Origin of the sequence: Stutzerimonas sp. Brlt_14 (genome assembly GCF_051948915.1) — a bacterium.
Taxonomy (GTDB): domain Bacteria; phylum Pseudomonadota; class Gammaproteobacteria; order Pseudomonadales; family Pseudomonadaceae; genus Stutzerimonas; species Stutzerimonas stutzeri.
This window is the reverse complement of the sequence record NZ_JAYJLM010000003.1, coordinates 681920-706877: the sequence shown is the minus strand read 5'-3', so window position 1 is coordinate 706877 and position 24958 is coordinate 681920. Positions and strand designations below refer to the sequence as shown.

General features: G+C 66.4%; 26 protein-coding genes and 1 pseudogene. 6 read left to right on the top strand and 21 right to left on the bottom strand.

Annotation, left to right across the window (positions count from 1 at the left end):
• Positions 1 to 98: 98 nt before the first annotated feature.
• The 16 genes and pseudogenes from VF716_RS10370 to VF716_RS10295 form a co-directional block, all read right to left on the bottom strand.
• On the bottom strand, positions 99 to 1337 hold the full coding sequence (locus tag VF716_RS10370; protein WP_042921303.1) for a Zn-dependent hydrolase: 1239 nt from the start codon (positions 1335 to 1337) through the stop codon (positions 99 to 101).
• Between the two features lie 41 nt (positions 1338 to 1378).
• Complete coding sequence (locus tag VF716_RS10365; protein ID WP_042921304.1) at positions 1379 to 2551, bottom strand: amidase; 1173 nt, start codon at positions 2549 to 2551, stop codon at positions 1379 to 1381.
• 63 nt (positions 2552 to 2614) lie between these two features.
• Entirely contained in the window at positions 2615 to 3652 is a 1038-nt protein-coding gene (locus VF716_RS10360) for an ABC transporter ATP-binding protein (RefSeq protein WP_235989075.1), read from the bottom strand.
• Complete coding sequence (locus VF716_RS10355) at positions 3645 to 4715, bottom strand: ABC transporter ATP-binding protein (RefSeq protein WP_042921306.1); 1071 nt, start codon at positions 4713 to 4715, stop codon at positions 3645 to 3647. The genes VF716_RS10360 and VF716_RS10355 overlap by 8 nt, the downstream gene beginning before the upstream one ends.
• Positions 4712 to 5602, bottom strand: coding sequence for an ABC transporter permease (locus VF716_RS10350; protein WP_042921309.1), 891 nt, complete (start codon positions 5600 to 5602; stop codon positions 4712 to 4714). The genes VF716_RS10355 and VF716_RS10350 overlap by 4 nt, the downstream gene beginning before the upstream one ends.
• Before the next feature lie 2 nt (positions 5603 to 5604).
• Positions 5605 to 6558, bottom strand: coding sequence for an ABC transporter permease (locus VF716_RS10345; RefSeq protein ID WP_042921310.1), 954 nt, complete (start codon positions 6556 to 6558; stop codon positions 5605 to 5607).
• A 75-nt stretch (positions 6559 to 6633) separates the two neighbouring features.
• Positions 6634 to 8307, bottom strand: a complete 1674-nt coding sequence (locus VF716_RS10340; protein WP_260465663.1) for an ABC transporter substrate-binding protein — start codon at positions 8305 to 8307, stop codon at positions 6634 to 6636.
• Between the two features lie 197 nt (positions 8308 to 8504).
• Entirely contained in the window at positions 8505 to 9317 is an 813-nt protein-coding gene (locus VF716_RS10335; protein ID WP_042921313.1) for an IclR family transcriptional regulator, read from the bottom strand.
• A 285-nt stretch (positions 9318 to 9602) separates the two neighbouring features.
• Positions 9603 to 9818: a TOBE domain-containing protein gene (locus VF716_RS10330; RefSeq protein WP_042921314.1), complete on the bottom strand. Its 216-nt coding sequence runs from the start codon at positions 9816 to 9818 to the stop codon at positions 9603 to 9605.
• A 106-nt stretch (positions 9819 to 9924) separates the two neighbouring features.
• Positions 9925 to 10724, bottom strand: a pseudogene (ssuB, locus tag VF716_RS10325) (aliphatic sulfonates ABC transporter ATP-binding protein).
• Positions 10721 to 11515: an aliphatic sulfonate ABC transporter permease SsuC gene (ssuC, locus tag VF716_RS10320; protein WP_042921319.1), complete on the bottom strand. Its 795-nt coding sequence runs from the start codon at positions 11513 to 11515 to the stop codon at positions 10721 to 10723. Before ssuC ends, ssuB begins: the two are co-directional and overlap by 4 nt.
• A gap of 383 nt (positions 11516 to 11898) precedes the next feature.
• Positions 11899 to 13047: an FMNH2-dependent alkanesulfonate monooxygenase gene (ssuD, locus tag VF716_RS10315; protein WP_440552658.1), complete on the bottom strand. Its 1149-nt coding sequence runs from the start codon at positions 13045 to 13047 to the stop codon at positions 11899 to 11901.
• A gap of 47 nt (positions 13048 to 13094) precedes the next feature.
• Entirely contained in the window at positions 13095 to 14060 is a 966-nt protein-coding gene (locus VF716_RS10310) for a sulfonate ABC transporter substrate-binding protein (RefSeq protein WP_049341250.1), read from the bottom strand.
• A gap of 97 nt (positions 14061 to 14157) precedes the next feature.
• A complete protein-coding gene (gene ssuE, locus VF716_RS10305; protein WP_440552656.1) occupies positions 14158 to 14751 on the bottom strand; it encodes an NADPH-dependent FMN reductase in 594 nt (197 codons plus the stop codon).
• Between the two features lie 16 nt (positions 14752 to 14767).
• The gene (locus VF716_RS10300) at positions 14768 to 15406 is read right to left on the bottom strand and encodes a peroxiredoxin (protein WP_003284022.1); all 639 of its coding nucleotides are present in this window, start codon (positions 15404 to 15406) and stop codon (positions 14768 to 14770) included.
• Between the two features lie 47 nt (positions 15407 to 15453).
• Positions 15454 to 16029, bottom strand: coding sequence for an RBBP9/YdeN family alpha/beta hydrolase (locus tag VF716_RS10295; RefSeq protein WP_011911458.1), 576 nt, complete (start codon positions 16027 to 16029; stop codon positions 15454 to 15456).
• Positions 16030 to 16286: 257 nt separating this feature from the next.
• Between VF716_RS10295 and oscA the strand changes: the two genes are divergently transcribed.
• The 6 genes from oscA to VF716_RS10265 all read left to right on the top strand — a co-directional run bounded on the left by oscA (position 16287) and on the right by VF716_RS10265 (position 21643).
• The gene (oscA, locus tag VF716_RS10290) at positions 16287 to 16466 is read left to right on the top strand and encodes a sulfur starvation response protein OscA (RefSeq protein ID WP_011911457.1); all 180 of its coding nucleotides are present in this window, start codon (positions 16287 to 16289) and stop codon (positions 16464 to 16466) included.
• Between the two features lie 270 nt (positions 16467 to 16736).
• Positions 16737 to 17735, top strand: coding sequence for a sulfate ABC transporter substrate-binding protein (locus VF716_RS10285; protein WP_221292853.1), 999 nt, complete (start codon positions 16737 to 16739; stop codon positions 17733 to 17735).
• 137 nt (positions 17736 to 17872) lie between these two features.
• Positions 17873 to 18688: a sulfate ABC transporter permease subunit CysT gene (gene cysT / locus VF716_RS10280; protein ID WP_440552652.1), complete on the top strand. Its 816-nt coding sequence runs from the start codon at positions 17873 to 17875 to the stop codon at positions 18686 to 18688.
• Positions 18689 to 18698: 10 nt separating this feature from the next.
• Positions 18699 to 19574, top strand: a complete 876-nt coding sequence (cysW, locus tag VF716_RS10275; RefSeq protein ID WP_440552651.1) for a sulfate ABC transporter permease subunit CysW — start codon at positions 18699 to 18701, stop codon at positions 19572 to 19574.
• On the top strand, positions 19571 to 20557 hold the full coding sequence (locus VF716_RS10270; RefSeq protein ID WP_125853056.1) for a sulfate/molybdate ABC transporter ATP-binding protein: 987 nt from the start codon (positions 19571 to 19573) through the stop codon (positions 20555 to 20557). Before cysW ends, VF716_RS10270 begins: the two co-directional genes overlap by 4 nt.
• A 96-nt stretch (positions 20558 to 20653) precedes the next feature.
• Positions 20654 to 21643: a 2-hydroxyacid dehydrogenase gene (locus tag VF716_RS10265; protein WP_045158082.1), complete on the top strand. Its 990-nt coding sequence runs from the start codon at positions 20654 to 20656 to the stop codon at positions 21641 to 21643.
• Here VF716_RS10265 and VF716_RS10260 read toward each other — a convergent pair.
• From VF716_RS10260 to purE, 5 genes are all read right to left on the bottom strand, one after another.
• A complete protein-coding gene (locus tag VF716_RS10260) occupies positions 21633 to 22313 on the bottom strand; it encodes a uracil-DNA glycosylase family protein (RefSeq protein WP_440552649.1) in 681 nt (226 codons plus the stop codon). The two genes, VF716_RS10265 and VF716_RS10260, sit on opposite strands and share 11 nt — an antisense overlap.
• Positions 22310 to 22846 carry a DUF3299 domain-containing protein gene (locus tag VF716_RS10255; protein ID WP_045633783.1) on the bottom strand — a complete coding sequence of 179 codons (537 nt, stop codon included), beginning with the start codon at positions 22844 to 22846 and terminating at the stop codon, positions 22310 to 22312. The genes VF716_RS10260 and VF716_RS10255 overlap by 4 nt, the downstream gene beginning before the upstream one ends.
• A 53-nt stretch (positions 22847 to 22899) precedes the next feature.
• Positions 22900 to 23151: a GlsB/YeaQ/YmgE family stress response membrane protein gene (locus VF716_RS10250; protein WP_013981402.1), complete on the bottom strand. Its 252-nt coding sequence runs from the start codon at positions 23149 to 23151 to the stop codon at positions 22900 to 22902.
• 84 nt (positions 23152 to 23235) lie between these two features.
• The gene (locus tag VF716_RS10245; protein WP_125853053.1) at positions 23236 to 24321 is read right to left on the bottom strand and encodes a 5-(carboxyamino)imidazole ribonucleotide synthase; all 1086 of its coding nucleotides are present in this window, start codon (positions 24319 to 24321) and stop codon (positions 23236 to 23238) included.
• A gap of 73 nt (positions 24322 to 24394) precedes the next feature.
• Positions 24395 to 24883, bottom strand: coding sequence for a 5-(carboxyamino)imidazole ribonucleotide mutase (gene purE / locus VF716_RS10240; protein WP_013981400.1), 489 nt, complete (start codon positions 24881 to 24883; stop codon positions 24395 to 24397).
• Positions 24884 to 24958: the final 75 nt, after the last annotated feature.

Genomic DNA, 24958 nt, shown 5'->3' with positions numbered 1-24958 from the left:
AGATTCAGCCCCAGCGGCGTCCCGCGCCTGCGGAACGCCGTCCGACCTGGCGCCATTTGGCGCTGCAACGCAGTTCGCGATGAAACGGGGAACAACCCCTAGCGCGCGTGCCTGAGCACTGCGTTGAGCAGCACGTCGGCACCCGCGGCGATGTGCGCCTGCTCGGCATGCTCGATCTCGTTGTGGCTGATACCGTCCCGGCACGGTACGAAGATCATCGCGGTGGGCGTCACGTCGGCCAGGTAGACCGCGTCGTGGCCGGCGCCGCTGACCACTTCCATGTTGTCCAGCCCCAGCGCCTCGGCCGCTTCGCGCACGCTGGCGATGCACGCCGGGTCGAAATGGCAGGGCGGGAAGTACACCACCTGCTCGACCTGGATCGTCAGGCGCTCATCGCTGGCTTCCAGGGTCGTGCAGGCATCGCGCAATTCGGCATCCATGGCGGAAAGGGCGTCGTCGTCGAGCGCCCGGAAATCGACCGAAAAGGTCACGCTACCGGGGATGGTGTTACGCGAGTTGGGCGATACCTGCATGAAACCAACCGTGGCCCGGCCATGCGGGGCGTGCTCCAGGGCAATCCGGTTGATGCGTTGGATCAGGTGGGCACTGGCCAGCAGGGCGTCGTGACGCTGCTGCATCGGGGTCGGGCCGGCATGCGCCTCCATGCCGGTCACGGTAACGTCGTACCAGCGCTGGCCCAGCGCGCCGGGGACCACGCCGATGGGCAGGCCGTGCGCCTCCAGCACCGGGCCCTGTTCGATGTGTGCCTCGAAATAGGCGGCGAACATGCCGCCCGGTACCTCGCCGGGCATCTGCGTGCCGGCGTAGCCGATGCGCGTCAGTGCGTCGGCTACGCTCACGCCGTCGATGTCCTTCTGCACCAGCGCGTGCTCGAGACCGAAGGCGCCGGTGAATACGCCCGAGCCCATCATCACCGGCACGAAGCGCGAACCTTCCTCGTTGGTCCAGACCACCACCTCAAGCGGCGCCGCGGTCTGGATACAGTGATCGTTGAGTGTGCGCAGCACCTCGAGGCCGGCGAGCACACCGAAATTGCCGTCGAACTTGCCGCCGGTCGGCTGGGTGTCGATGTGGCTGCCCATGGCGATGGCGCGCCGTGTCGGGTCGGTGCCTTCACGCCGGGCGAAGATGTTTCCGATGGCGTCTACCCGGACAGAGAGGCCGGCCTCGCGGCACCAGCCGACGAACAGTTCGCGGCCCTGGCGGTCGAGCTCGGTCAGCGCCAGGCGACAGACACCGCCTTTGTCGGTGGCGCCGATTTTCGCCAGGTCCATGAGGGATTGCCAGAGACGGTTGGAATCGATGTGCGGGGTCATGGGAGTCTTCCAGGTGATAGGGCAAATGAAAAGCGCGCCGCTCAGGCCGTGAAGCGGCGGGCCAGAGCGATCAGGGATTGGTCCGAGCCGCGCGGGCCGATCAGCGACAGCCCCAGCGGTGCACCGGACAGCTGCATCAGCGGCAGGGATATCTGCGGGCAGCCGGCGAGTCCCGCCAGGCAGAGCATGCGGATGGATTGGTTGCGATAGTCCTCCAGCGTGGCCTCGTCGCTGCTCAGCAGCGGGGCCACGTCGGGCATGGTCGGCATCACCAGTACGCCATCGTGGCCAAGCAGCTCATCGAAGCGGCGGCTGAATTCGGCGCGGATAGTTCGATACGGCGCCACTTGTTCCTCGTCGAGCGTGCTGGACCAGGCGAAGCGCTCCTTCACTCCCGGGCCGAGCTGCACGTCGTGCCGACAGAGGAACTCGCCCTGGCTCTGCCAGGCCTCGATGCCCTGGATATGGCGGAACGCCCAGTACAGCTCGTTGGCCGGCAACAAGGCGCTCGCGACCGGCTCGAGCCCGGTATCGAAGGCCGCCGCCAGCTGACCCAGCAGTTCGGCGGTGGTCGCCCGCGCGCTGACCGTGACCTGCTCCATGACGTCGGCGGCGAGCAGCAGGCGCGGTGACGCGGGCAGCGGCATGCTGTCCTCGCCGAGCAGCACCTCGCCGACACGGGCGAACAAGTCGATCTCGCGGGCGAACCAGCCGCAGGTGTCGAAGCTGGGCGCCAGCGGCATGCAGCCTTCGAGACTGATGCGGGCATGGGTCGGACGCAGGCCGATCAGGCCGCAGTGGCTGGCCGGCGCCCGCACCGAGCCGCCGGTATCGGTGCCGATCGCGAAGTCGCAGAGACGGTTGGAGACCGCCGAGGCCGAGCCCGAGCTGGAGCCGCCAGGAATACGGGTCGGCGCCGCGCCATTGCGCGGGGTGCCGAAATGGGCGTTCTTGCCGTTCATCGAGAACGCCAGCTCATCGGTCAGCGTCTTGCCGGTGAAGCGCGCGCCGCTGTCGAGCAGCCTTTGCACGGTCGGTGCGGTGGTGGTCTTGATCCCGGAGCGCGCCAGCGCGTGCGGGTTGCCGCAGCCGGTAGGGTAGCCGGCCAGGTCGAAGATGTCCTTGACGGAAAATTCCAGGTCCGCCAGGGGACCGTCACCGGAGGCGACCGGCGCGTCGGGGTAAGGCAGGTAGCAGTGTGCAGGGGTCGTCATGGCAGTCGCACCGTCAGGCTGTCAGGGAAAGGGGCAGCGGCCGTTGCCGGCCGCCGGAAGGGATCATCCGTTCACCGGTTCGGCCCGCTGGACGGGACCGCCCTGCGCGGGCAGCTCGTCCAGCCGCCAGCACCGCACGCTGTGTTCGGGGCCGACGCGGGTCTCCTCGGGCTGTCCCCCCAGACAGGTCTCGGCGGCAAAGGCGCAGCGTTCGGCGAAGGCGCAGCCGGCCGGCAGCCGGGACAGGTCCGGCGGCGCGCCCTGGATGGTGTCCAGCCGGCGACCTTTCTGCATGGCGCCCTCGCTGCGGCTCTTCAGCAGTGCGCGGGTATAGGGGTGGCGCGGCCGGGTCAGGAGTTCGGCGGCCGGCCCCTGCTCGATGATGCGCCCGGCATACATCACCGCCATGCGATCGGCGATCTCCGCCGCAGCACCGATGTCATGGGTGACGAAGACGATGGACAACCCCAGCTCCCGCTGCAGTTCGCGCAGCAGCAGCAGGATCTGGATCTGCACCGTGGCATCCAGCGCGGTGGTGGGTTCGTCCGCCAGCAGCACCTGCGGTTCGCAGGCCAGGGCCAGGGCGATCATCGCCCGCTGGCGCATGCCGCCGGACATCTCGTGGGGGTAGGCATCGAGGCGCCGCTCGGGACTCGGAATGCGGACCTTCTCGAACAGCCGCAGGGCGCGTGCCCGGGCTTCGGCCCTGCTTACCGGCGCATGCTGGCGGATCGCCTCGGTGATCTGCTGACCCAGGGTGTACACCGGGTCCAGGGCGAGCAACGGCTCCTGGAAAATCATCGCGACGCTGCTGCCGCGCAGTTGCGCCAGCTCGCGCTTGCCCATTTTCAGCACGTCGCGGCCGGCGACTTCCAGGGTGCCGGCGTAATGGGTGGTGCGCTCGGGATGCAGACGCATCAGGGCGCGCAGGGTCACGCTCTTGCCGGAACCGGATTCGCCGATCAGGGCAACCACCTCGCCCGGGCCGACTTCGAGGTTCACCCCATTGACCGCCTGGACGCGTTTGCCAGGCACGCGAAACTCCACCTGCAGATCGTGCAAGCGGATCATCGGGCTGTGTGCCGTCTGCATGTCAGGCATGGGTCACCTCCTTCAGCGCAATGGTCGAGGCTGCGTAACCGGAGCCGGGTTCGTATTTCAGGCAGGCGACACTGCGCCCCGGCATGGCCTCGCCGAACACCGGCGTGCGCGTACGGCAGATCGCCTGGGCGTCCGGGCAGCGGGTATGGAAGCGGCAACCGGACGGCGGGTCGATGGGGTTCGGCGGATCGCCGGACAGCGGTGCCTGTTCGGTACGCCGCAGCGGGTCGGTAGTGGGCATCGAACGCAACAGTGCAGCGGTGTAGGGGTGCAGCGGCTGTTCGAACAGCGCGTCGGCACTCGCCACTTCCACCACCTCGCCGAGGTACATCACCAGCACCCGGTCGGACATATAGCGCACCACGTTCAGATCGTGGCTGATGAACACGTAGGTCAACCCGAAGGCCTGCTTGAGGTCCTGCAGCAGGTTGAGCACCTGGGCTTCGACCGACTTGTCCAGCGCCGACACCGATTCGTCGAGAATGATCAGGCGCGGCTCCAGCGCCAGGGCGCGGGCGATGTTCACCCGCTGGCGCTGGCCGCCAGACAGTTCGTGGGGATAGCGGCCGGCGAAGCGCGCCGGCTCCAGCCCGACCCGCGCCAGCAGGTCATGGGCGCGGGACAGGGCCTCACGCTGCGACACGCCGTGCACCGTCGGCCCGAAGGCGATGGAGTCCTCGACGGTCATGCGCGGGTTGAGCGAGGAATAGCTGTCCTGGAAGACCATCTGCGTCTGCCGCCGGTAATCGCGCAACGACAGTCCCGGCGAGCCCAGGCTGAGTCCGTCGAACACCAGCTCGCCGCTATCCTGCGGGGTCAACTGCATCAGCAGCCGGGCGGTGGTGGATTTGCCGCAGCCCGACTCGCCCACCACGCCGAGGGTCTCGCCCTTGAGGATGTCGAAGCTGATGCCATCCACCGCACGCACCGCCAGGCGCGGGCCGCGCAGGCCGAGGCCGGTCTTCTTCAGGGGGAAATGTTTCTTCAGTTCGCGCACGCTGAGCAGCGGTTGGCGTGGTCCGCCCAGGTCTCGCGGGTCCCTTGCCGAATGCGTTGGCTTCATTGCTTGACCTCCATCGCCGAGCGCAGGCCATCGGCCAGCATGTTGAAGGACACCGAGGTGATGAAGATCATCAGCCCCGGCAGCGCCGCGACCCAGGGCTGGGTGTAGATGGCGGTGCGCAGGGTGTTGAGCATCAGTCCCCATTCCGGTTGTGGCGGCTTGACTCCCAGGCCGAGGAAGGACAGGCCCGAAGCGAGGATCATCGAGACCGAGATCAGGCTGGTGGCGTAGACGAAGATCGGGCCGATTACGTTGCCGAGCACGTGCTTGCGGATGATCAGCAGCGACGATGCGCCAGAGGCGCGTGCGGCATCGACGTAGTCGCTGCGGCGCACCTGCGTGGTGACGCTTTCGGCGATCCGCGCGATCTGCGGGATGAACACGACGGTCAGCGACACCAACGCGTTGGTGATGCCGGCGCCCAGCGCACCGGACAGGGCGATGGCCAGCAGCACCGAAGGGAAGGCATAGAGCACGTCGATGCAGCGCATGATCGCCGTGTTGAGCCAGCCGCCGGCGTAACCGGCGAGGATGCCGATGCCGCCGCCGATGATGAAAGCCATGACCACCGGGGCGATGCCCATGAACAGCGACAGGCGGCCGCCGAGCATCAGCCGCGACAGCAGGTCGCGCCCCAGCTCATCGGAGCCGAGCGGCAGGCCCTCGGTGCCGATCGGCTTCAGGCGCTTGAGCATGGAAGTGGCGTAAGGGTCGGCCGGCATGAGCCAGGGCGCGAAGATCGCCATCAGCACCAGAAGCAGGATGATGGTGGCGGCGATCATCGCCACGGGGTTGCGCAGCAAGCGGCGCAGCACGTTGGCGCCGTGTCCGCGCGAGCGCACCACCGGCGTTCTGCCGCGGGTGTCGGTAAACGTGGCAGCGGTCATGGTCAGCCCCTCTCGATGCGTGGATCGAAGATGGTTTGCAGCACGTCCACCAGCAGGTTGAGCGCCACGAAGAACAGCGCCAGGACCAGGATGGTCCCCTGCAACAGCGGCAGGTCGCGCTGGAAGATCGCCTGATTGAGCAGAAAGCCGGTTCCCGGCCAGGAAAACACCGTCTCGATGAGAATCGAGCCGCCCAGCAGATAGCCGAGCTGCAGGCCCATCACCGCCAGGGCCGTGGGTGCGCAATTCTTCACCACGTGCTTGAACACGCCCCACTCGCCGAGCCCCCGGGCCCGCAGGCCGACGACGAACTCCTGCGACAGGATGTCGGCGACCAGCGCCCGGACGGTACGGGCGACGATGCCCATGGGAATGAAGGACATGGTCAGCGCCGGCAGGATCAGGTACTGGACGTGTTCCCAGTCCCACGTCCAGCTACCCGAGCCGCCCGGCCCGGCGCCGGTGGCCGGCAGCCACATCAATTGCGCGGAGAACACGATCACCAGCACCATGCCCAGCCAGTAGTTCGGCAGGCTGACACCGATCACCGAGACGAACGACGCCAGCCGATCGCCCCAGGAGTTGCGGAAATAGCCGGCAACGAAGCCGAACAGCGCGCCCAGCGTGAAGCCGATCAGAGTCGCCAGCACGGCGATCATCAGGGTATTGCCCACCGCCTTGAACACCTCGTCGACCACCGGCCGGCTGGTGGCGATCGAATGGCCCAGGTCACCCTGCAGCGCCCGCCACAACCAGCGTACGAATTGCTCGATCAGGGGCCTGTCGAAACCATAGAGCTGCATCATCTGTTTCTGCAGCTCGGCGGAAGCATCGGCCGGCAGGATGGAAACCAGCGGGTCGCCCGGTGCCAGATAGACCAGCATGAAGCACAGGAAGGACACGCCGAGCATGATGGGCAGCGCATAGCCCAGCCGGCGAAGAAGATAGCCAATCATCGTGGGGGCCTCTCGATGGGGGCGCTGCGGCTGCTCCCTGTGCCGCAGCGCGGACTGGACGTCGCCTGGCGGCGATCAGTCCAGGGTCATGGTGGCGATGTCGATGAACCAGCTCCTGGGCTGCACCACATTGCCGATCTTCGCCGAGAGCGCACGCGGCCCGACGTCATGGGCAACGAACAGGAACGGCGCCTCGTCGACGATGTTCGCGTGCAGTTCACCCAGGGCTTCGTTGCGCGCCTGCTCGTCGAAGGTGGTGCGGGCCTTCTCGACCAGGGCGTCGGTCTTCTCGTCGATGTAATACCCCCAATTGTTGGAAACCGGCGGCAGCGCCTTGCTGCTGACGAAGCGGACCATGGCGAAGAATGGATCCATGACCGCGGCGCTGACATTGGTGGCGTCGGCACCGTGGGCGGCCGGGTCCTTGGCACCCAGACGCCAGCTGGAGTACAGCGTGTTCCATTCCAGCACGTCGAATTCGACATCGAAATAACAGTCCCTGAGGTTCTGCTGGATGTACTCGTTCATCGGCAGCGGCTGCATCTGGCCGGAACCCGAGGCCGAGGTCTGCACCTTCACCTTCGCCGGTTTGGACGCCGAATAGCCGGCGGCCTGCATCAGCTTCTGGCCGGCGGCGACGTCATAGCGAACCTGGAAACTCGGGTTGCCGCGCCAGGGGTCGCCCGGTTCGACGACGCCGGTGGCCGGTTCCATCTGGCCGCTGAGCAGCGCCTTCAACTCCTCCCGGTTGACGCAGAGATTGGCGGCCTGGCGTACCTGCTTGTCATGGAAAGGCGACTCGGGCAACAGCGAGAATTGCCAGGGCCACAGGTGTGGCTGGAGATTGGAATAAAGCTTGTAGCCGCGCGCCTTGATCGCATCGATCGAATCCGGCGCGGGCGCCTCGATCCAGTCGACCTGGCCGGACATCAGTGCGGCAGTGCGGGCGCTGGCCTCGGGAAGCGGCAGCAGTACGACGCGGTCGATCTGCGGCCGACGCTTGGCGTCCCAATAATCGGTGTTGGCCACGATCTCCAGGCGTTCGCGGGGTACGAACCTGGCCTGTTTGAACGGCCCGGTGCCGGACGAGTCGGCGGCGAAGGCCGCCCAGGCCTGCTGACTGCGTGCGGCCGGGTCGGCGACCGAGGCCGGCAGTGCGTCTGCCTTGGCCTGCCAGTGGCTCGGCGAGGCCATGAACAGGTTGGTCAGGTTGTAGGGCAGGAAGGAGTCCGGCTCGGAGGTGGTGAGCTCGACGGTGAGTTCATCGACCTTGCGCGCCGAGCGTAGCGTCGGCATGCGCGAGGCGGTGACACCGATCTGCGAAGGGTCGTATTGCGGCGCATCCTTGTTCAGCACCTTGTCCACGTTCCACACCACCGCGTCGGCGTTGAACGGCGAGCCGTCATGGAAGGTCACGTCGGGACGCAGCTTGAAGATCCACTTGGTCTGGTCTGCCGGGTCGACCGACCAGGACTCGGCCAGCCCCGGGATCAGCACGCTCGCCTTGTCGCCGGAGCTCAGGTCCCATTGGGTCAGCGAATCGTACAGGGTGATGCCGGTGAAGCGGTTACCTTCGTAGCCTTGGTCCGGCTGGCCCAGGGTGCGGGGGATGTCGCCGGCCGTCATGCCGATGCGAAGGACCTTTTCCGCGGCCTCGGCAGCGGTGGTGCAACCAATCGCCAGGGATAGTGCCAGTGCGAATCGGGAAAGCGCGGTCGCCGGGGTTTGTTTCGGCAGCTTCATGCTCATCGGAAGACCTCATCAAAAGGGAACCTAACCGACATCTGCCGAAGCAACCTATATGCCAATCGATTTTGAGTTATCGATTATCGATCCAAAAACGAGGGAATCCGGCCCTTCCGAGCCGAATCGACGTGGACAGCCCCGCCGTACCCAAGGGGTGATCGCGCAAGTGGCGCTTCGTCAGGCCCCGCCCATGCCCCTCATCAGTGCGCGAGCGACTCGGAAATGCCCCGGGCACACTCGATTACCAATGGAGCGAGGCGCGAGGTCACCTCCTCCAGGCTCCAGCGGCTGGTCGGCGGCGCCAGGTGCACGGCGCCGACTGCCTCGCCGTAGCGATCGATGATCGGCGCCGCGATGCCCATGTCGCCCAGGAACAGCTCTTCGCAATTGAGCGCATAACCCACCTGCCGGCAGGTGCGAATGGTCTGCAGAATGTCGTCCACGTCCGTGAGCGTCGCCGGGGTTCGTGCCTCGCGGATCGACGCCTCGAGCAGTTCGCGGGCCTGCTGGTCCGTGTGGCGACTGAGATAGGCGCGCCCCGAACTGGTGCAATACATGGGGATCCGCATGCCGACCGGCGTCAGTACCGGGATGGACTGGGTCGTCATGATCTGCGACATGTAGACCATGTATTGATCCACCGGCTCGGTCAGGCTGGCGGTTTCCCCGCTGGTTCTGGCCAGTTGGGCGAGATACGGATGAGCCAGGCGTACCAGGGGGTGGGATGCCAGGTAGTTGAAGCCGAGTTCGATCACCTTCGGCAGCAGGCGCAAGCGCCGGCTGTACGGGTCGCGGCCGATGTAGCCCAGCACCGTCAGGGTGTGCACGGCACGCTGCGCGGACGCCTTGCTCATGTCGGCGATGCGCGCGATGTCCGCCAGGGTCAGGGTTCGATGCGCGGGATCGAACGCCCGCAGCACGGCAAGCCCCTTTTCCAGGGATTGATTGAACAGGGGGTCGGTCGCCTCGGGGCGTTCCTTGCCGATTGTGCCGGTCGTTCCGGATTTTGCCATAGCGACTGCTCGATAAAAGCTCGGTAAGCGTGACGCGCATGTTACCGACAAACGCGTCGAGAAACGCCCCGACCTCAAGACAGCATGTCGCCAGGATGCGTCTGCGGCCTCACTGCTAGTGCATGAACAGAATCACGTCGCCGAACGCCTGTGCAGCAGCCACCGCTGAACGACAAGGCGGTCGCCCGCTCGCCGAAGCAGGCATGCGCGTCATGGCTCGCATCCACCGGCAGGTACCGCGGGTCTCAGCTGCGACCGGCGGTGCGAACCCATCGGACAAAAATGCTACAGCTTGGCGATCGAGACCTCGGTGGATTTGACGAAGGCGATCACTTCGCTGCCGACACCGAGTTCCAGCTCTTTCACCGAGCGCGTGGTGATCACCGACGTGACGATGCCGGCAGCGGTCTGCACGTCGATTTCCGACAGCACGTCGCCGAGGATGATGGCCTCGATGGTGCCCTTGAACTGGTTGCGTACGTTGATGGCCTTGATGGTCATGGTATTTCTCCTGGGGTCGCAATTAGCGGCAAGCCTCGAGCTGCAAGCTCTAAGTAGAAGCGCGCTGCTCTTGCTTGAAGCTTGTGGCTTGCCGCTTGCCGCTGCTCTAAAGCGCCCAGCGCAATTGCATGGGCAAGGGGATACGGGATCGGGTTGTTCCGGCAATGCCGGGCGCTGCAGGACGCGGTCGAGCACTTCGGCTTCCAGCGCGGCCAGGCGCGCCGAGCCGCGGTGCCGCGGGCGCGCCAGGTCGACCGGCAGGTCGAGGCCGATGCGGCCGTCCTCGATGAGGATCACCCGGTCGGCCACGGCCACCGCCTCGGCCACATCATGGGTCACCAGCAGCACGGTGAAGCCGTGCTGCTGCCAGAGCCGCTCGATCAGTTGCTGCATCTCGATGCGGGTCAGCGCATCCAGGGCGCCGAGCGGTTCGTCGAGCAGCAGCAGGCGCGGCTGGTGGATCAGCGCGCGGGCCAGGGCTACGCGCTGCTTCTGCCCACCGGACAGGGCCGCCGGCCATTCGCCGGCGCGATCGGCCAGGCCGACCGCGGCCAGTGCCTCGCGCGCCCTGGGCCGCCAGTCGCCGGAAAGGCCCAGGCCGACGTTGTCGATCACCCGCTTCCAGGGCAGCAGACGGGCGTCCTGGAACATCAGCCGGGTATCGTCATGGGCGGCGGACAGCGGACCGTTGCCGGCCAGCAACGCGCCCCGGCTCGGCTGGTCGAGGCCGGCCAGCAGGCGCAGCAGGGTGCTCTTGCCGCAGCCGCTGCGGCCGACCACGGCGACGAACTGGCCGGCCGGGATGTTCAGATCGATGCCCCGGATTACTTCGCGCGCGCCGAAGGCCTTGCCGATGCCTTCGATCGCCAGCGGGATGCCCTGACGGATGCTGTGCAGCGCGGTCATTGCGCACCTCCCCTGGCCTGGTAGGCCGGATGCCAGCGCAACCAGACGCGCTCCAGCCCACGGGCGGCGACGTCGGCCAGCTTGCCGAGCACGGCGTACAGCAGGATCGCCAGCACCACCACGTCGGTCTGCAGGAATTCGCGGGCGTTCATCGCCAGGTAGCCAATGCCGGCGCTGGCGGAGATGGTTTCGGCGACGATCAGCGTCAGCCACATGAAGCCGAGGGCGAAACGCACGCCGACGAGGATCGACGGCAACGCGCCGGGCAGGATCACTTGGCGGAACAGCGCGAAGCCGGACAATCCGTAGCTGCGCGCCATTTCCACCAGCGCCGGGTCGACGTTGCGGATGCCGTGGTAGGTGTTCAGGTAGATCGGGAACAGCGTGCCGAGGGCGACCAGGAAGATCTTCGCGCTCTCGTCGATGCCGAACCAGAGGATCACCAGCGGGATCAGCGCCAGGTGCGGCACGTTGCGGATCATCTGTACCGAGCTGTCGAGGAAGCGTTCGCCCCATTTCGACAGGCCGGTGATGAAGCCCAGCAGCAGGCCGAGGCCGCCGCCGATGGCGAAGCCGACGCCGGCGCGCCAGCCGCTGATGGCCAGGTGCGTCCAGATCTCGCCGCTGGCCAGCAATTCCCAGCCGGCCGAGAGCACGGCGCTGGGTGCCGGCAGAATGCGCGTGGACAGCAGCCCGAAGACCACCGCCCCCTGCCAAGCCACCAGCAGCGCGACGGGCAGTGCCCAGGGCGCCAGGCGCAAGGCGAGTTGTCGTGTGGATATGAAGCTCATTTGCCCTCCGGTTGGATTGTCATGCATGAGTGCCTTTCCGTAGGGTGGGCAACGGCGAAGCCTTGCCCACGCGTCTGCCGGATATGAACGCGGATTATCCTTTTGCCCCACCGCTAGGCGCCCGCTTGCGGGCGATCGGCCGCAACGCCGATGACCGCCGGCAAGCCGGCTCCTACGCATGCGCCTTTCTCGGGGCTGCACCCTGTTTGCTGCCCGACAGCGCTGCATCGAAGACGCGCAGGCTGGCTCCTACAGGACACTTGTCGTCCTCAACTGCTCGCAGTGCGCAGGGTGGAAAACGCGCAGCACTTCCCACGCAGGCGCGCCAGACCCGGCTCCGCACCCGCGTGGATGGCTTCGGCCATCCACCCTACGGTTTGCGCTCAACTCGCCGACGCCGCCTTGGGCAGGATGTCGCTGGAGATCATTTCACCGAACGGGCTGACATAACCGCGGCTTTCCGGGCGTTGCGGCTGGGCGACGTCCAGGTGCGGGAACAGCAGTTCGGCGACGCGGTAGCTCTCTTCCAGGTGCGGATAGCCGGAGAAGACGAAGGTATCGATGCCGAGATCGGCGTATTCCCTGACCCGCGCGGCCACGGTCGGACCGTCGCCGACCAGGGCGGTACCCGCGCCGCCACGCACCAGGCCGACCCCGGCCCAGAGATTGGGGCTGACTTCGAGGTTGTCCTTCTTGCCGCCGTGCAGTGCAGCCATGCGTTGCTGGCCGACCGAATCGAAGCGCGCCAGGGAGGCCTGGGCGCGGTCGATGGTGTCCTGGTCGAGGTGGCTGATCAGGCGCTCGGCGGCGGCCCAGGCTTCGGCATTGGTCTCGCGCACGATCACGTGCAGGCGAATGCCGAAACGCACCGTGCGTCCGAGCCTGGCGGCCTTCTCGCGTACCTGGGCGATCTTCTCGGCCACCGCGGCCGGCGGCTCGCCCCAGGTCAGGTACAGCTCGACCTGCTCGGCAGCCAGGTCCTGCGCCGCTTCGGACGAGCCGCCGAAGTACAGCGGCGGGCGTGGCTGCTGGATCGGCGGGTAGAGCAGCTTGGCGCCTTTGACCTGCAGGTGCTTGCCGTTGTAATCGACGGTTTCGCCTTCCAGCACGCGACGCCAGATGCGGGTGAACTCGACCGAAGCCTCGTAGCGTTCGGCGTGGGACAGGTGCAGGCCGTCGGCGGCCAGCTCGTCCGGGTCGCCGCCGGTGACCAGGTTGAACAGCGCGCGACCGCCCGAGAGCCGATCCAGCGTTGCCGCCTGGCGCGCCGCCACGGTGGGCGAAATGATCCCCGGGCGCAACGCGACGAGGAATTTCAGGCGCTGGGTGAGCGGGATCAGCGAGGCGGCCACCAGCCAGGAATCCTCGCAGGAGCGGCCGGTGGGAATCAGCACGCCGCCAAAACCGAGGCGGTCGGCGGCCTGGGCGATCTGGCCGAGGTAGCCGTGGTCGACGGCGCGGGCGCCTTCGCTGGTGCCGAGGTACTTGCCGTCGCCATGGGTGGGCAGGAACCAGAAGATGTTGATGCTCATGGGTAGAACTCCGTTTTGTTCGTCGGGCGAACCGAGGGCAAGGAGGGTTATTCCGGGTACTGGGCGATGCTCTTCGGCGCCGCCCAGACCGCGTCCTGGATGACCAGCTTTCGTGGAATCAACCTGAGTTCGGCGAAGGTGTCGGCGATGCGCTGCTGGGCACGAACCACCTCTGGCGTGATCGGCCGGGCGCCGTATCCCTGGCGGATCACCGCCTTGCGGGTGATTTCGCGGGACAGGCCGAGCAGCGGCGCCACCTGCTCGGTGGCCTGGTCCGGATTGGCCTCGACCCAGCGGCCGATATCACGGATTTCACCGATCAGGGTGCTGATGACCGCGGGATTGCGCTCGGCGAACGGGCGCGCCGCGAGGTAGAACTGATGGTTGCTGACCAGCCCCTGGCCGTCGCGCAGGGTGCGCGCCTGCAGCTGCGCCTCGGCGGCGGCCTGGAACGGATCCCAGATCACCCAGGCATCGACGCTGCCGCGCTCGAAGGCGGCGCGGGCATCGGCTGGCGGCAGGTACACCGGCTGGATGTCGCGGTACTGCAGCCCCGCCGATTCCAGCGCGCGGACCAGCAGGTAGTGCACATTGGAGCCCTTGTTCAGCGCGATCTTCTTGTCCTTGAGCTCGGCCACCGAGCGGATCGGCGAGTCCTTCGGCACCAGGATCGCCTCGCCACTGGGCGCCGGCGGCTCATGGGCGACGTAGAGCAGATCGGCACCGGCGGCCTGGGCGAACACCGGAGGGGTTTCACCGGTCACGCCGAAGTCGATGGAGCCGACGTTGAGCCCTTCCAGCAGCTGCGGACCACCAGGGAACTCCGTCCACTGAACGTCGAAGCCCTGCCCGGCAAGCCGCTGCTCCAGCGTGCCACGGGCCTTGAGCAGCACCAGCGTGCCGTATTTCTGGTAGCCGATCCGTAGGGTTTCGGCCTGGACATGGAAAGCGCCGATGGACAGGGTCGCGGCAAGCAGGGCGACCAGTCCTCGACGCAGGTTGCGAGTGCTCATGGGCACGCTCCTCTGCGATCGGATTGGGAAGCGACCTGCTCACCCGTTGGCGGGGGAGTAAGGCGGGGTGAAGCGTCAGGGGCCGGAGCCCGGGTTTTCAGATACTCCAGCGGGCGTTGGCCAGCCGGTCGTTAAGCAGGTGCGGATCGAGTGGCCGCGGACATCGCGCCAGCGCCGCGAGCAGCTGCGACGCGGCGGCGTCGAGGCGCTCACGCAGCTCGTCATCCAGTCGCGCCGGCTGGTTGCCCTCGGCATAGGCGATCTGCCAGTCCACGGCGTACACGCCGTGCAGGATCTCCTGTGCCTTGAGCGCCGCCAGCACCGGCTTGAGCGCGTAGTCCAGCGCCAGCATGTGCGCCGCGCTGCCACCGCTGGCCAGCGGCAGCACCGCCTTGTTCGCCAGCGCCCGCTCCGGCAGCAGGTCCAGCAGCGTCTTGAGCGCACCGGCGAACGACGCCTTGTACACCGGCGTGGCCACCAGCAGACCATCGGCTTGCTCGACGTGCTCGGCAAAACGCTGCACCACCGGGCTGTCGAAGCGGGCGTGGATCAGGTCGGCCGGCTCGAAATCGCGTACGGCGTAGCGCACCACCTCCACGCCGTGGCGCTGCAGCCAGCCACCCGCCGCATCCAGCAGCACGCCGGAGCGCGAGCGCTGGCTGGGGCTGCCGGCCAGGGAAACGACCATCATCGGTGATCGTCCTCGCTCAGCGGTTAGGTTGCGGCGTCAGGCGCAGGTACGGCTTGACCGCGCGATAGCCCTTGGGAAAGCGCTGCTTGATCTCCTCCTCGTCCTTGAGCGAGGGCACGATCACCACCTCGTCGCCGTCCTGCCAGTTGGCCGGGGTCGCGACCTTGTGGTTGTCGGTGAGCTGCAGCGAATCGATCACCCGCAGGATCTCGTGGAAGTTGCGCCCGGTGCTCGCCGGGTAGGTGATGGTCAGACGCACCTTCTTGTTCGGGTCGATGACGAACAATGAGCGCACCGTCAGGGTGTCGTTGGCATTGGGATGAATCAGGTCGTACAGCTCGGAGACCTTGCGATCGGCGTCAGCCAGGATCGGGAAGTTGACGCGGGTGTTCTGCGTCTCGTTGATATCGTCGATCCACTTGATGTGCGAATCCACCGGGTCCACGGACAGGGCTATGGCCTTGACGTTGCGCTTGGCGAACTCGTCCTTCAGCTTGGCGGTGAAGCCCAGCTCGGTGGTGCACACCGGGGTGAAGTCGGCCGGGTGCGAGAACAGCACACCCCAGCTGTCACCCAGCCACTCGTGGAAGCGGATGCGGCCTTCGCTGGAATCCTGTTCGAAATCGGGGGCGATGTCGCCGAGGCGGATGCTCATCTTCGTTCTCCTTTCTTGCGTGGGTTGCGGCATTGGTTGATAGCGATTCAGGCGCGCCGTTGCGCCTGTCGCTCGATCCGGCTCTGCAAGCGGTACAGGCTGGCGAAGCCCTGCTCCCAGCGCCGATGTCCGGAGGCCACATTGATATGCCCGGCGCCGGCCAGGATCGTGGTCTCGCTGCCCCAGGCGTGGCCCATCTCGACGGCACGCGCGGCACTGGCGGCAGTGTCGTTGTCCGAGCCGATCAGCAGGCTGGCGAATGGCAAAGGCTGGCGAGGGATCGGGGCGAAGTTGCGCAAGGGTTCCGGGCAGCCGCTGCGTTCGACATCCGCGGGGGCCACCAGCAGGGCGCCGCGCACCCGTTGCAGCAGCTGCGCAGGCGCCTGAGCCGCCCAGTGCGCAACCGTGATGCAACCCAGGCTGTGCGCCACCAGAATGACCGGTTCGGCATGGGCGGCAATGCTGCGCTGCAGCTCGGCGACCCAGTCTTCACGACGCGGAAGGAGCCAGTCCTGCTGCTCTACTCGGGCGCTGCCCGGCAGGGTGCGTTGCCAATGGCTCTGCCAATGCTCATCGGGCGAGCCGTGCCAGCCCGGCACGATCAGATATCGGATGCTGCGCATATCGGCGCCTCCTGTGATTCATGGCGGCCAGTCTAGACAGCAGATCGATTCACTTAAAAAGAATAAAGAATTCTTTATTTATATTTTTTTCATCTATAAGACCACCTGATAACGAGCCGCTTCCTTATTCCATAAGAATCTATAAATGTTCTTAAACAATATTTTTAAGAATATTTCGGCCGAACTTATCATCCGCTCCACGCCTTGCTGGCTACGGCCGTTCCGGTCGTCACGAAAGGCTTTCACGGAGAACAGCAATGACCGCGACCATTCGCAACCTCGAGGGGCAGGACGAAGCCAGCATCCTGCGCGAGATCCACAGTGCCCTGAGCGGCCTCAAGTTCGGCTCGGTTGAAATCACCGTGCACAACGGCCAGGTCGTGCAGATCGAGCGCAAGGAGAAGTTCCGCCTGCAGCCGACCGGCAAGAACGCCTGACCCCGACTACCCCATCCATCAGCCCGACTGGACCACCGGAGGGCGTGACCATGAAACGAGCCGAGACCATGAACACGCACCGGTACTGCAGCTGTCGCCCGCGAATGCGGAGCTAATTAATCGAGTCACTGAAAACCACCTGACACCGCTAGACCAGGTTGCAACCCGCCAGGCTGCTTCTGCCTCGCCCTGCCTGTCTTCCAGCGTGATTTCAGCGACCGCCCCTGAAGCGCCAACACATACCAAATTAGTTTTTTCAGGAGCTGCACCATGTCCATTCGTCGCTTCGCCCTCGCCGCCCTGGCGAGCGCGCTGATCGCCGGCCCCGCACTGGCCGCCGATACCCTGCTCAACGTGTCCTACGATCCGACGCGCGAGCTCTATGTGGAATTCAACGACGCCTTCAACAAGCACTGGCAGGCCCAGGGCCATGAGCCGATCAAGATCCAGCAATCCCATGGCGGCTCGGGCAAGCAGGCCCGCGCGGTGATCGACGGCCTGCGCGCCGATGTGGTGACCCTGGCACTGGCGGGCGATATCGACGAGCTGCATCGCCTCGGCAAGCTGATCCCCGAGGATTGGCAGACCCGCCTGCCGGACGCCAGCACGCCCTATACCTCGACCATCGTGTTCCTCGTTCGCAAGGGCAATCCGAAGGGCATCAAGGACTGGGACGACCTGGTCAAGCCGGGCGTAGAGGTGATCACGCCGAACCCGAAGACCTCCGGCGGTGCGCGCTGGAATTTCCTCGCCGCCTGGGCCTACGCCCAGCAGAAATTCGGCGACGAGCAGCAGGCCCAGGCCTTTGTCGAGAAGCTCTACAAGAATGTGCCGGTGCTCGATACCGGCGCCCGCGGCTCGACTGTCACCTTCGTCAACAACGGCATCGGCGACGTGCTGCTGGCCTGGGAGAACGAGGCCTTCCTGGCCCTGAAGGAACAGGGCGGTGAAGATTTCGAGATCATCGCGCCTTCGCTGTCGATCCTTGCCGAGCCACCGGTGGCAGTGGTGGACAAGAACGTCGAGCGCAAGGGCACGCGGGCGCTAGCCGAGGGCTATCTGAACTACCTGTACAGCGAGGAAGGCCAGCGCATCGCGGCGAAGAACTTCTACCGGCCACGCAACGAGGCCGTGGCGGCCGAATTCAAGGATCAGTTCCCGGCGCTGAAGCTGGTCACCATCGACGGGGACTTTGGTGGCTGGAAGGCCGCACAACCGAAGTTCTTCAATGATGGCGGCGTTTTCGACCAGATCTATCAGGCGCAGTAGCCCTTGGCTTCGCAGGGTGGACCAGGCTTCACCGGTCCACCGCTGCCTTCCGTGAGTAAAGCGGTGGTGGGCGTCCTCCCTGCACGCTGCGCTCGTGACACTTCAGCCGCCAGACGCTCGAATAAAAGGCAACGTCCATGTCCCGATCTACCCCCGTCATACCCGGCTTCGGGCTGACGCTGGGCTACACCCTGGTGTACCTCAGCCTGTTGGTGCTGCTTCCCCTGGGTGCGCTGTTTCTCAAGACCACCGAACTCTCCTGGGCGCAGTTCATCGGCATCGTCAGCGCGCCGCGCGTGCTGGCGGCGCTCAAGCTGAGCTTTGGCACCGCCTTCGCGGCCGCCATGCTCAATGGCGTGATCGGCACGCTGCTGGCCTGGGTGCTGGTGCGCTATCGCTTCCCCGGCCGCAAGATCATCGAGGCGATGATCGACCTGCCCTTCGCCCTGCCGACCGCGGTGGCAGGCATTGCCCTCACCGCGCTGTACGCGCCGAACGGACCGATCGGCCAGTTCGCTACCGAGCTGGGCTTCAAGATCGCCTACAGTCCGCTGGGCATCACCCTGGCACTGACCTTCGTCACCCTGCCCTTCGTGGTGCGCACCCTCCAGCCGGTGCTCGCCGATATCCCGCGTGAAGTGGAAGAAGCCGCGGCCTGCCTCGGCGCGCGTCCGCTGCAGGTGGTTCGCCATGTGCTGCTGCCAGCGCTGCTGCCCGCCTGGCTGACCGGCTTCGCCCTGGCCTTTGCCCGCGGCGTCGGCGAGTACGGCTCGGTCATCTTCATCGCCGGCAACATGCCGATGAAGACCGAGATCCTGCCGCTGCTGATCATGGTCAAGCTGGACCAGTACGACTACGCCGGCGCCACGGCCATCGGCGTGCTGATGCTGGTGGTGTCTTTCATCCTGCTGCTGGCGATCAACCTGCTGCAGCGCCGCATTGCCCACGGCTGAGGAGGCCAGCATGACTACCGCTTCCCTGCCCGTGTCGGCGAATGCCCGCGCCGCCACTACCCGTCGCGGCAAGCAAACGGCCCGCCGCCTGTTGATCGGCGCGGCCTGGTTGACCTTCGCGCTGTTCCTTCTGCTGCCGCTGTTGATCGTCCTCGGCGAAGCCTTCAAGCAAGGGGTCGGCACCTTCTTCACGGCGATCCTTGAGCCCGATGCCCTGGCCGCGCTCAAGCTCACCCTGCTTGCCGTGGGCATCTCGGTGCCGCTCAATCTGGTGTTCGGCATCGCCGCCGCCTGGTGCGTGAGCAAGTACGAGTTCCGCGGCAAGAGCCTGCTGGTGACCCTGATAGACCTGCCGTTCTCGGTCTCCCCGGTCATTGCCGGCCTGATCTACGTGCTCTTGTTCGGCGCCCAAGGCTATTTCGGCGAGTGGCTGAGTGATCGCGATATCCAGATCGTCTTCGCCGTGCCGGGCATCGTCCTGGCGACGCTGTTCGTCACCGTGCCCTTCGTCGCCCGCGAGCTGATCCCGCTGATGCAGGAACAGGGCAGCACCGAGGAAGAAGCCGCGCGGCTACTCGGCGCCAGCGGCTGGCAGATGTTCTGGCACATCACCCTGCCGAACATCAAATGGGGCCTGATCTACGGCGTGGTCCTCTGCACCGCGCGGGCGATGGGCGAGTTCGGCGCGGTGTCGGTGGTCTCCGGGCATATCCGCGGGCTGACCAACACCCTGCCGCTGCACGTCGAGATTCTCTACAACGAATACAACCACGTCGCCGCGTTCAGCGTGGCCAGCCTGCTGCTGGCCCTGGCGCTGGTGATCCTGCTGCTCAAGCAGTGGAGCGAATCGCGTATCGCGCGCCTGAAAACCGGAGCACAGCCATGAGTATCGAAGTCCGTGACGTCAACAAGCGCTTCGGCCAGTTCCAGGCGCTGCAGGCGATCGGCCTGCACATCCAGAGCGGCGAACTGGTCGCCCTGCTCGGCCCGTCCGGCTGCGGCAAGACCAGCCTGCTGCGCATCATCGCCGGGCTGGAAACGCCGGACAGCGGCAGCATCGTGTTCCATGGCGAGGATGTCTCCAGCCGCGATGTGCGCGACCGCAACGTCGGCTTTGTCTTCCAGCATTACGCACTGTTCCGCCACATGACGGTGTTCGACAACGTGGCCTTCGGCCTGCGCATGAAGCCGAAGAAGCTGCGCCCGAGCGAAGCGGTGATCGCCGCCAAGGTGCACGAGTTACTGAATCTGGTGCAGTTGGACTGGCTCGCGGACCGTTACCCCGAACAGCTCTCCGGTGGCCAGCGCCAGCGCATCGCCCTGGCCCGCGCGCTGGCAGTGGAGCCCAAGGTGTTGCTGCTCGATGAGCCGTTCGGCGCGCTGGACGCCAAGGTGCGCAAGGAACTGCGCCGCTGGCTGGCGCGGCTGCACGAGGACGTGCACCTGACCTCCGTATTCGTTACCCACGACCAGGAGGAGGCGATGGAGGTCGCCGATCGCATCGTGGTGATGAACAAGGGTGTGATCGAGCAGATCGGCACGCCGGCGGAGGTGTACGCCAACCCCGCCAGCGAGTTCGTCTACCACTTCCTCGGCGACGCCAATCGGCTGCAGCTGGACGAACAGCGCAGCGTGCTGTTCCGCCCGCATGAGGTTTCTCTGAGCCGTGAAGCGCTGGCCGAGCACCTGGCCGGCGAGGTGCGCGACATCCGCCCGCTCGGCGCGCTGACCCGCGTCACGCTGAAAGTCGCAGGGCAAGCCGAGCCGATCGAAGCGGAGGTCGGCAACGACCACGCCAGCCTGGTGGGCGTGCAACGCGGCAGCACGCTGTACTTCCAGCCCAAGGGGCAGGCACTGCGCGCAGGCTGATGCGTGCCGCCGGTCATATCGGGCGACAGAAGCGACTTGGCCGCGGCGGGCAACTGTCGCACCCTGTCGGCAGTCGCCCCTTATCGCGAGGCCCCCATGCGCATCACCCTGTTCAGCAGCAAGCCCTATGACCGTGACAGCTTCCAGGCCGCCAACCGCTCCCACGGCTTCGAGCTGCACTTTCTCGAGACCCGCCTGGACCCTGACACCGCGGCCCTGGCGACGGGCGCCGAAGTGGTCTGCCCGTTCGTCAACGACGTGCTCTCCGCCCCCGTGCTGGAGCAGCTCGCGGCCGGCGGCACGCAGCTGATCGCACTGCGCTCGGCCGGCTACAACCATGTCGATCTGCCCTGCGCCAGGCGTCTCGGTCTGCCGGTGGTGCGGGTGCCGGCCTACTCGCCGCATGCCGTGGCCGAGCACACCGTGGCACTGATCCTGGCGCTCAACCGCCGTCTGCCGCGTGCCTACAACCGCACCCGCGAAGGCAACTTCTCGCTGCAGGGGCTGACCGGCTTCGATCTGGTCGGCAAGCGCGTCGGTGTGGTCGGCAGTGGGCAGATCGGCGCGGTGTTCGCGCGGATCATGCAGGGCTTCGGCTGCGAGGTGCAGCTCTATGACCCCTACCCCAACCCGGAGCTGGAGCGCCTCGGCATGCGTTACGTGGCGATCGACGAGCTACTGGCCGGCAGCGATATCGTCAGCCTGCACTGCCCGCTCACCGAAGAGACCCGTCACCTGATCAACCAGCAGAGCCTGGCAACCATGAAACCGCACGCCATGCTGATCAACACCGGCCGCGGCGCGCTGATCGACACGCCGGCGCTGATCGGCGCGCTGAAGAGCGGCCAGCTTGGCTATCTGGGGCTGGATGTCTACGAGGAAGAAGCCGGGCTGTTCTTCGAGGATCACTCCGGCCTGCCGCTGCAGGACGATGTGCTGGCGCGGCTGCTGTCGTTCCCCAACGTGATCGTCACCGCCCACCAGGCCTTCCTCACCGAGGAGGCGCTGGCAGCCATCGCCGGCACCACCCTGGGCAACGTCGCTGCCTGGCAGGCCGGGCAGCTCGCCAATCAGGTCAGCGACTAGCGTCGAGCTGGCGCAGGCGCGCTTCCAGCAACGCGGGGAAGCGTTTGAACCAGGTCTGGTTCAGCGGTGAGGGGTGCGGCAGCGGGTGCAGGGTGAAGGTTCGTGCATGGCCTTGCGCGTCCTGCAGGTCGATATCGAGGTTGGCCGTAAAGCGATCCTCACGCTGCCAGAACGCCTCCAGGCGCTGGCGCGCCTCGCGCGGCTGGTCGATGGCGAACCAGAGAAAGGCCTCGCGACCGAGAGTGACGATATGCCGGCCATGCCAGCTGTCGATCAGCAACTGGCGCATCAGCGGCTGGAAGCGGCGCTTCACCGCCATGGACCAGGCCTTGTTGCCGATGGGCTTGTACGGCACGGTGTTGATCCAGAAGTAGTGCCGGCCCAGCGCCCGGCCCGCCTCGAAGTCCGGCATCTCTGCGCCGTTCAGGTGGCGATAGAGCACGCGCCGGACGATTTGCCCGCCGGCGCCGATGAAGGGCTCGCCGTGACGCACTTCCTCGCGGCCCGGGTCGCGGCCAAAGAAGCAGAGCGGCGCATCGGCATCACCGAGGCCGATGATCGGCTCCAGCGGATCACGGTCGTAGGTTGCATAGATCGCCGTATCGATGCCGTCGGTGTCGGCAGCGAGGTCACGCAGCGCCTGGCGCAGCGATGCAGGCACGCCGTTCAATAGTCGTCTTCTTCGACCAGTTCGACCGCCGCGGCGTCCAGGGCATAGGCGGCATCGGCCATATCGTTGCTGACCGGCTCGATCTGCAGGCGGCCGTCGACCCACAGCGGCGCGTAGATGTCCTCCAGGGCGATGCCCTTGGGGTAACGCACCAGCACGATCTGGTTCGGCGGTGGCGGCGGCACGTGGATGCAGGCACCGGGATAAGGGACAAGGAAAAACTCGGTGCTGCGCCCGCGGGCATCGCTTTCCAGCGGCACCGGGTAGCCACCGAGACGGATCTCGCGGCCGTTCAGCTCGGCGACCGTCTTGGCCGAATACATCACCGCCGGCAGTCCGGCCTCCTGCCTGAGCCCGCCCTGATCGCTGAAGCCCAGGTCCTCGGGCGTCGCATGGTCGATCTCCGGCATCTCCTCCAGCGCCTGGCGATCCTCGGGCGGCATCAGTTCCAGCCAGTCGAGTTCCGATGGCGCGGCATGAACGGTGGCAACGAGGGCGAAACAGCAGAACAACGAGGCGAGAAATGAACGCATGAGGTTACTACGTGAGAAGGGAACGGGGCCGCAGGGCGCGGCCCCGCGGCGGGTCAGTGCTTGCGGCTGGTGACCATGCCGTAGATCACCAGCAGGATGATCGCACCGACCACGGCGCCGATAAAGCCTGCGCCCTCGCCCGCCTGGTACAGGCCGAGCGCCTGGCCGCCGTAGGTCGCCAGCAGCGAGCCGCCGATACCCAGCAGGATGGTCATGATCCAGCCCATGCTGTCGTCGCCCGGCTTCAGGAAACGCGCAACGAGGCCGACGATCAGGCCGATGATGATGGTGCCGATGATGCCCATGGTTGTGCTCCTCAGGTCCGAAAGGTGGGTAACCAATGGACCGGAGGGCGCCGTCGCCGTTCGCCGGCGCCGGACGGTCGGCCGTCAGGAATGCGGGATCAGGCTTTCCACGGCGGTGATCTGCCGGTCGAGGGTGGCGCGATCCGGGCAGCGCAGCGTGGCGTGGCCGACCTTGCGCCCGGCCTTGAAGGCCTTGCCGTAGTGGTGCAGGTGGCAATCCTCGATGGCGATCACCTTGTCCACCGGCGGCACTTCGCCGATGAAGTTGAGCATGGCGCTCTCGCCCAGCTTGGCGGTCGAGCCCAGCGGCAGGCCGGCGACGGCACGCAGGTGGTTCTCGAACTGGCTGCACTCGGCACCTTCGATGGTCCAGTGGCCGGAGTTGTGCACGCGCGGAGCGATTTCGTTGGCCTTCAGGCCGCCGTCCACCTCGAAGAATTCGAAGGCCAGCACGCCGACGTAGTCGAGCTTCGCGAGCACGCGACCGACATAGTCCTCGGCCAGCGCCTGCAGCGGATGGTTGCTGCTGGCCACCGACAACCGCAGGATGCCGCTCTCGTGGCTGTTGTGCACCAGCGGATAGAAACAGGTTTCACCATCGCGGCCACGCACGGCGATCAGCGAGACTTCACCGGTGAACGGTACGAAGCCCTCGAGGATGCACGGCACGCTGCCCAGTTCGGCGAAGGCATTGCCGACGTCGGCTGGCTTGCGCAGCAGTTTCTGGCCCTTGCCGTCATAGCCCAAGGTGCGGGTCTTGAGCACCGCAGGCAGGCCGATGCTGGCCACCGCGGCGTCGAGATCGGCCTGGGACTGGATATCGGCGAAATCCGGGGTGGGAATGCCGAGGTCCTTGAACATGGATTTTTCGAACCAGCGATCGCGGGCGATGCGCAGCGATTCGGCGCTCGGGTAGACCGGCACGAACTGCGAGAGGAAGGCCACCGTCTCGGCCGGCACGCTCTCGAACTCGAAGGTGACCAGGTCCACCTCGTCGGCCAGCCGGCGCAGGTGGTCCTTGTCGTCGTAGTCGGCGCGGATGTGCTCGCCGAGGGCCTGGGCGCAGGCATCCGGCGCCGGGTCGAGGAAGGCGAAGCTCATGCCCAGCGGAGTGCCCGCCAGGGCCAGCATGCGGCCCAGCTGGCCGCCACCGATCACACCAATTTTCATATCAACGGCCCTTCTAGGCGGCAGATTCAGCGCGCGACGGGCGCGTCGCTGGGAAGCAGAGTTTAGTCCCGGCTCAACCGCGCGGGTCCGGATTGTCGAGCACGGTCTGGGTCTGCTCGTCACGGAATTTCTTCAGCGCCTGGTGATACTCGGGGAATTCGTGGCCGAGGATGCTCGCCGAGAGCAGCGCGGCGTTGATCGCGCCGGCCTTGCCGATGGCCAGGGTGGCGACCGGCACGCCGGCCGGCATCTGCACGATGGACAGCAGCGAATCGACCCCGGAGAGCATCGACGACTGCACCGGCACGCCGAGCACCGGCAGATGGGTCTTGGCGGCGCACATGCCCGGCAGGTGGGCGGCACCGCCGGCACCGGCGATGATCACGCGCAGGCCGCGCGCTTCGGCCTGTTCGGCGTACTGGAAGAGCAGATCCGGGGTGCGGTGGGCGGACACCACCGTCACTTCATGGGGAATGCCCAGCTTTTCCAGCATGTCGGCGGTGTGGCTCAGGGTGGACCAGTCGGACTTGGAGCCCATGATCACGCCTACCAGTGCGCTCATCGTCGTGCCTCTCGTCGGGCGCCCGCGGGCGCGTCAATAACAACAAACCACGCAAAAGAGCGTGGCCTGGATGGG

Coding starts and splice junctions, on each gene's coding strand:
- VF716_RS10370 (WP_042921303.1), bottom strand. CDS start 1,337: ATGACCCCGCACATCGATTCCAACCGTCTCTGGCAATCCCTCATGGAC.
- VF716_RS10365 (WP_042921304.1), bottom strand. CDS start 2,551: ATGACGACCCCTGCACACTGCTACCTGCCTTACCCCGACGCGCCGGTC.
- VF716_RS10360 (WP_235989075.1), bottom strand. CDS start 3,652: ATGCCTGACATGCAGACGGCACACAGCCCGATGATCCGCTTGCACGAT.
- VF716_RS10355 (WP_042921306.1), bottom strand. CDS start 4,715: ATGAAGCCAACGCATTCGGCAAGGGACCCGCGAGACCTGGGCGGACCA.
- VF716_RS10350 (WP_042921309.1), bottom strand. CDS start 5,602: ATGACCGCTGCCACGTTTACCGACACCCGCGGCAGAACGCCGGTGGTG.
- VF716_RS10345 (WP_042921310.1), bottom strand. CDS start 6,558: ATGATTGGCTATCTTCTTCGCCGGCTGGGCTATGCGCTGCCCATCATG.
- VF716_RS10340 (WP_260465663.1), bottom strand. CDS start 8,307: ATGAGCATGAAGCTGCCGAAACAAACCCCGGCGACCGCGCTTTCCCGA.
- VF716_RS10335 (WP_042921313.1), bottom strand. CDS start 9,317: ATGGCAAAATCCGGAACGACCGGCACAATCGGCAAGGAACGCCCCGAG.
- VF716_RS10330 (WP_042921314.1), bottom strand. CDS start 9,818: ATGACCATCAAGGCCATCAACGTACGCAACCAGTTCAAGGGCACCATC.
- ssuC (WP_042921319.1), bottom strand. CDS start 11,515: ATGAGCTTCATATCCACACGACAACTCGCCTTGCGCCTGGCGCCCTGG.
- ssuD (WP_440552658.1), bottom strand. CDS start 13,047: ATGAGCATCAACATCTTCTGGTTCCTGCCCACCCATGGCGACGGCAAG.
- VF716_RS10310 (WP_049341250.1), bottom strand. CDS start 14,060: ATGAGCACTCGCAACCTGCGTCGAGGACTGGTCGCCCTGCTTGCCGCG.
- ssuE (WP_440552656.1), bottom strand. CDS start 14,751: ATGATGGTCGTTTCCCTGGCCGGCAGCCCCAGCCAGCGCTCGCGCTCC.
- VF716_RS10300 (WP_003284022.1), bottom strand. CDS start 15,406: ATGAGCATCCGCCTCGGCGACATCGCCCCCGATTTCGAACAGGATTCC.
- VF716_RS10295 (WP_011911458.1), bottom strand. CDS start 16,029: ATGCGCAGCATCCGATATCTGATCGTGCCGGGCTGGCACGGCTCGCCC.
- oscA (WP_011911457.1), top strand. CDS start 16,287: ATGACCGCGACCATTCGCAACCTCGAGGGGCAGGACGAAGCCAGCATC.
- VF716_RS10285 (WP_221292853.1), top strand. CDS start 16,737: ATGTCCATTCGTCGCTTCGCCCTCGCCGCCCTGGCGAGCGCGCTGATC.
- cysT (WP_440552652.1), top strand. CDS start 17,873: ATGTCCCGATCTACCCCCGTCATACCCGGCTTCGGGCTGACGCTGGGC.
- cysW (WP_440552651.1), top strand. CDS start 18,699: ATGACTACCGCTTCCCTGCCCGTGTCGGCGAATGCCCGCGCCGCCACT.
- VF716_RS10270 (WP_125853056.1), top strand. CDS start 19,571: ATGAGTATCGAAGTCCGTGACGTCAACAAGCGCTTCGGCCAGTTCCAG.
- VF716_RS10265 (WP_045158082.1), top strand. CDS start 20,654: ATGCGCATCACCCTGTTCAGCAGCAAGCCCTATGACCGTGACAGCTTC.
- VF716_RS10255 (WP_045633783.1), bottom strand. CDS start 22,846: ATGCGTTCATTTCTCGCCTCGTTGTTCTGCTGTTTCGCCCTCGTTGCC.
- VF716_RS10250 (WP_013981402.1), bottom strand. CDS start 23,151: ATGGGCATCATCGGCACCATCATCATCGGCCTGATCGTCGGCCTCGTT.
- VF716_RS10245 (WP_125853053.1), bottom strand. CDS start 24,321: ATGAAAATTGGTGTGATCGGTGGCGGCCAGCTGGGCCGCATGCTGGCC.
- purE (WP_013981400.1), bottom strand. CDS start 24,883: ATGAGCGCACTGGTAGGCGTGATCATGGGCTCCAAGTCCGACTGGTCC.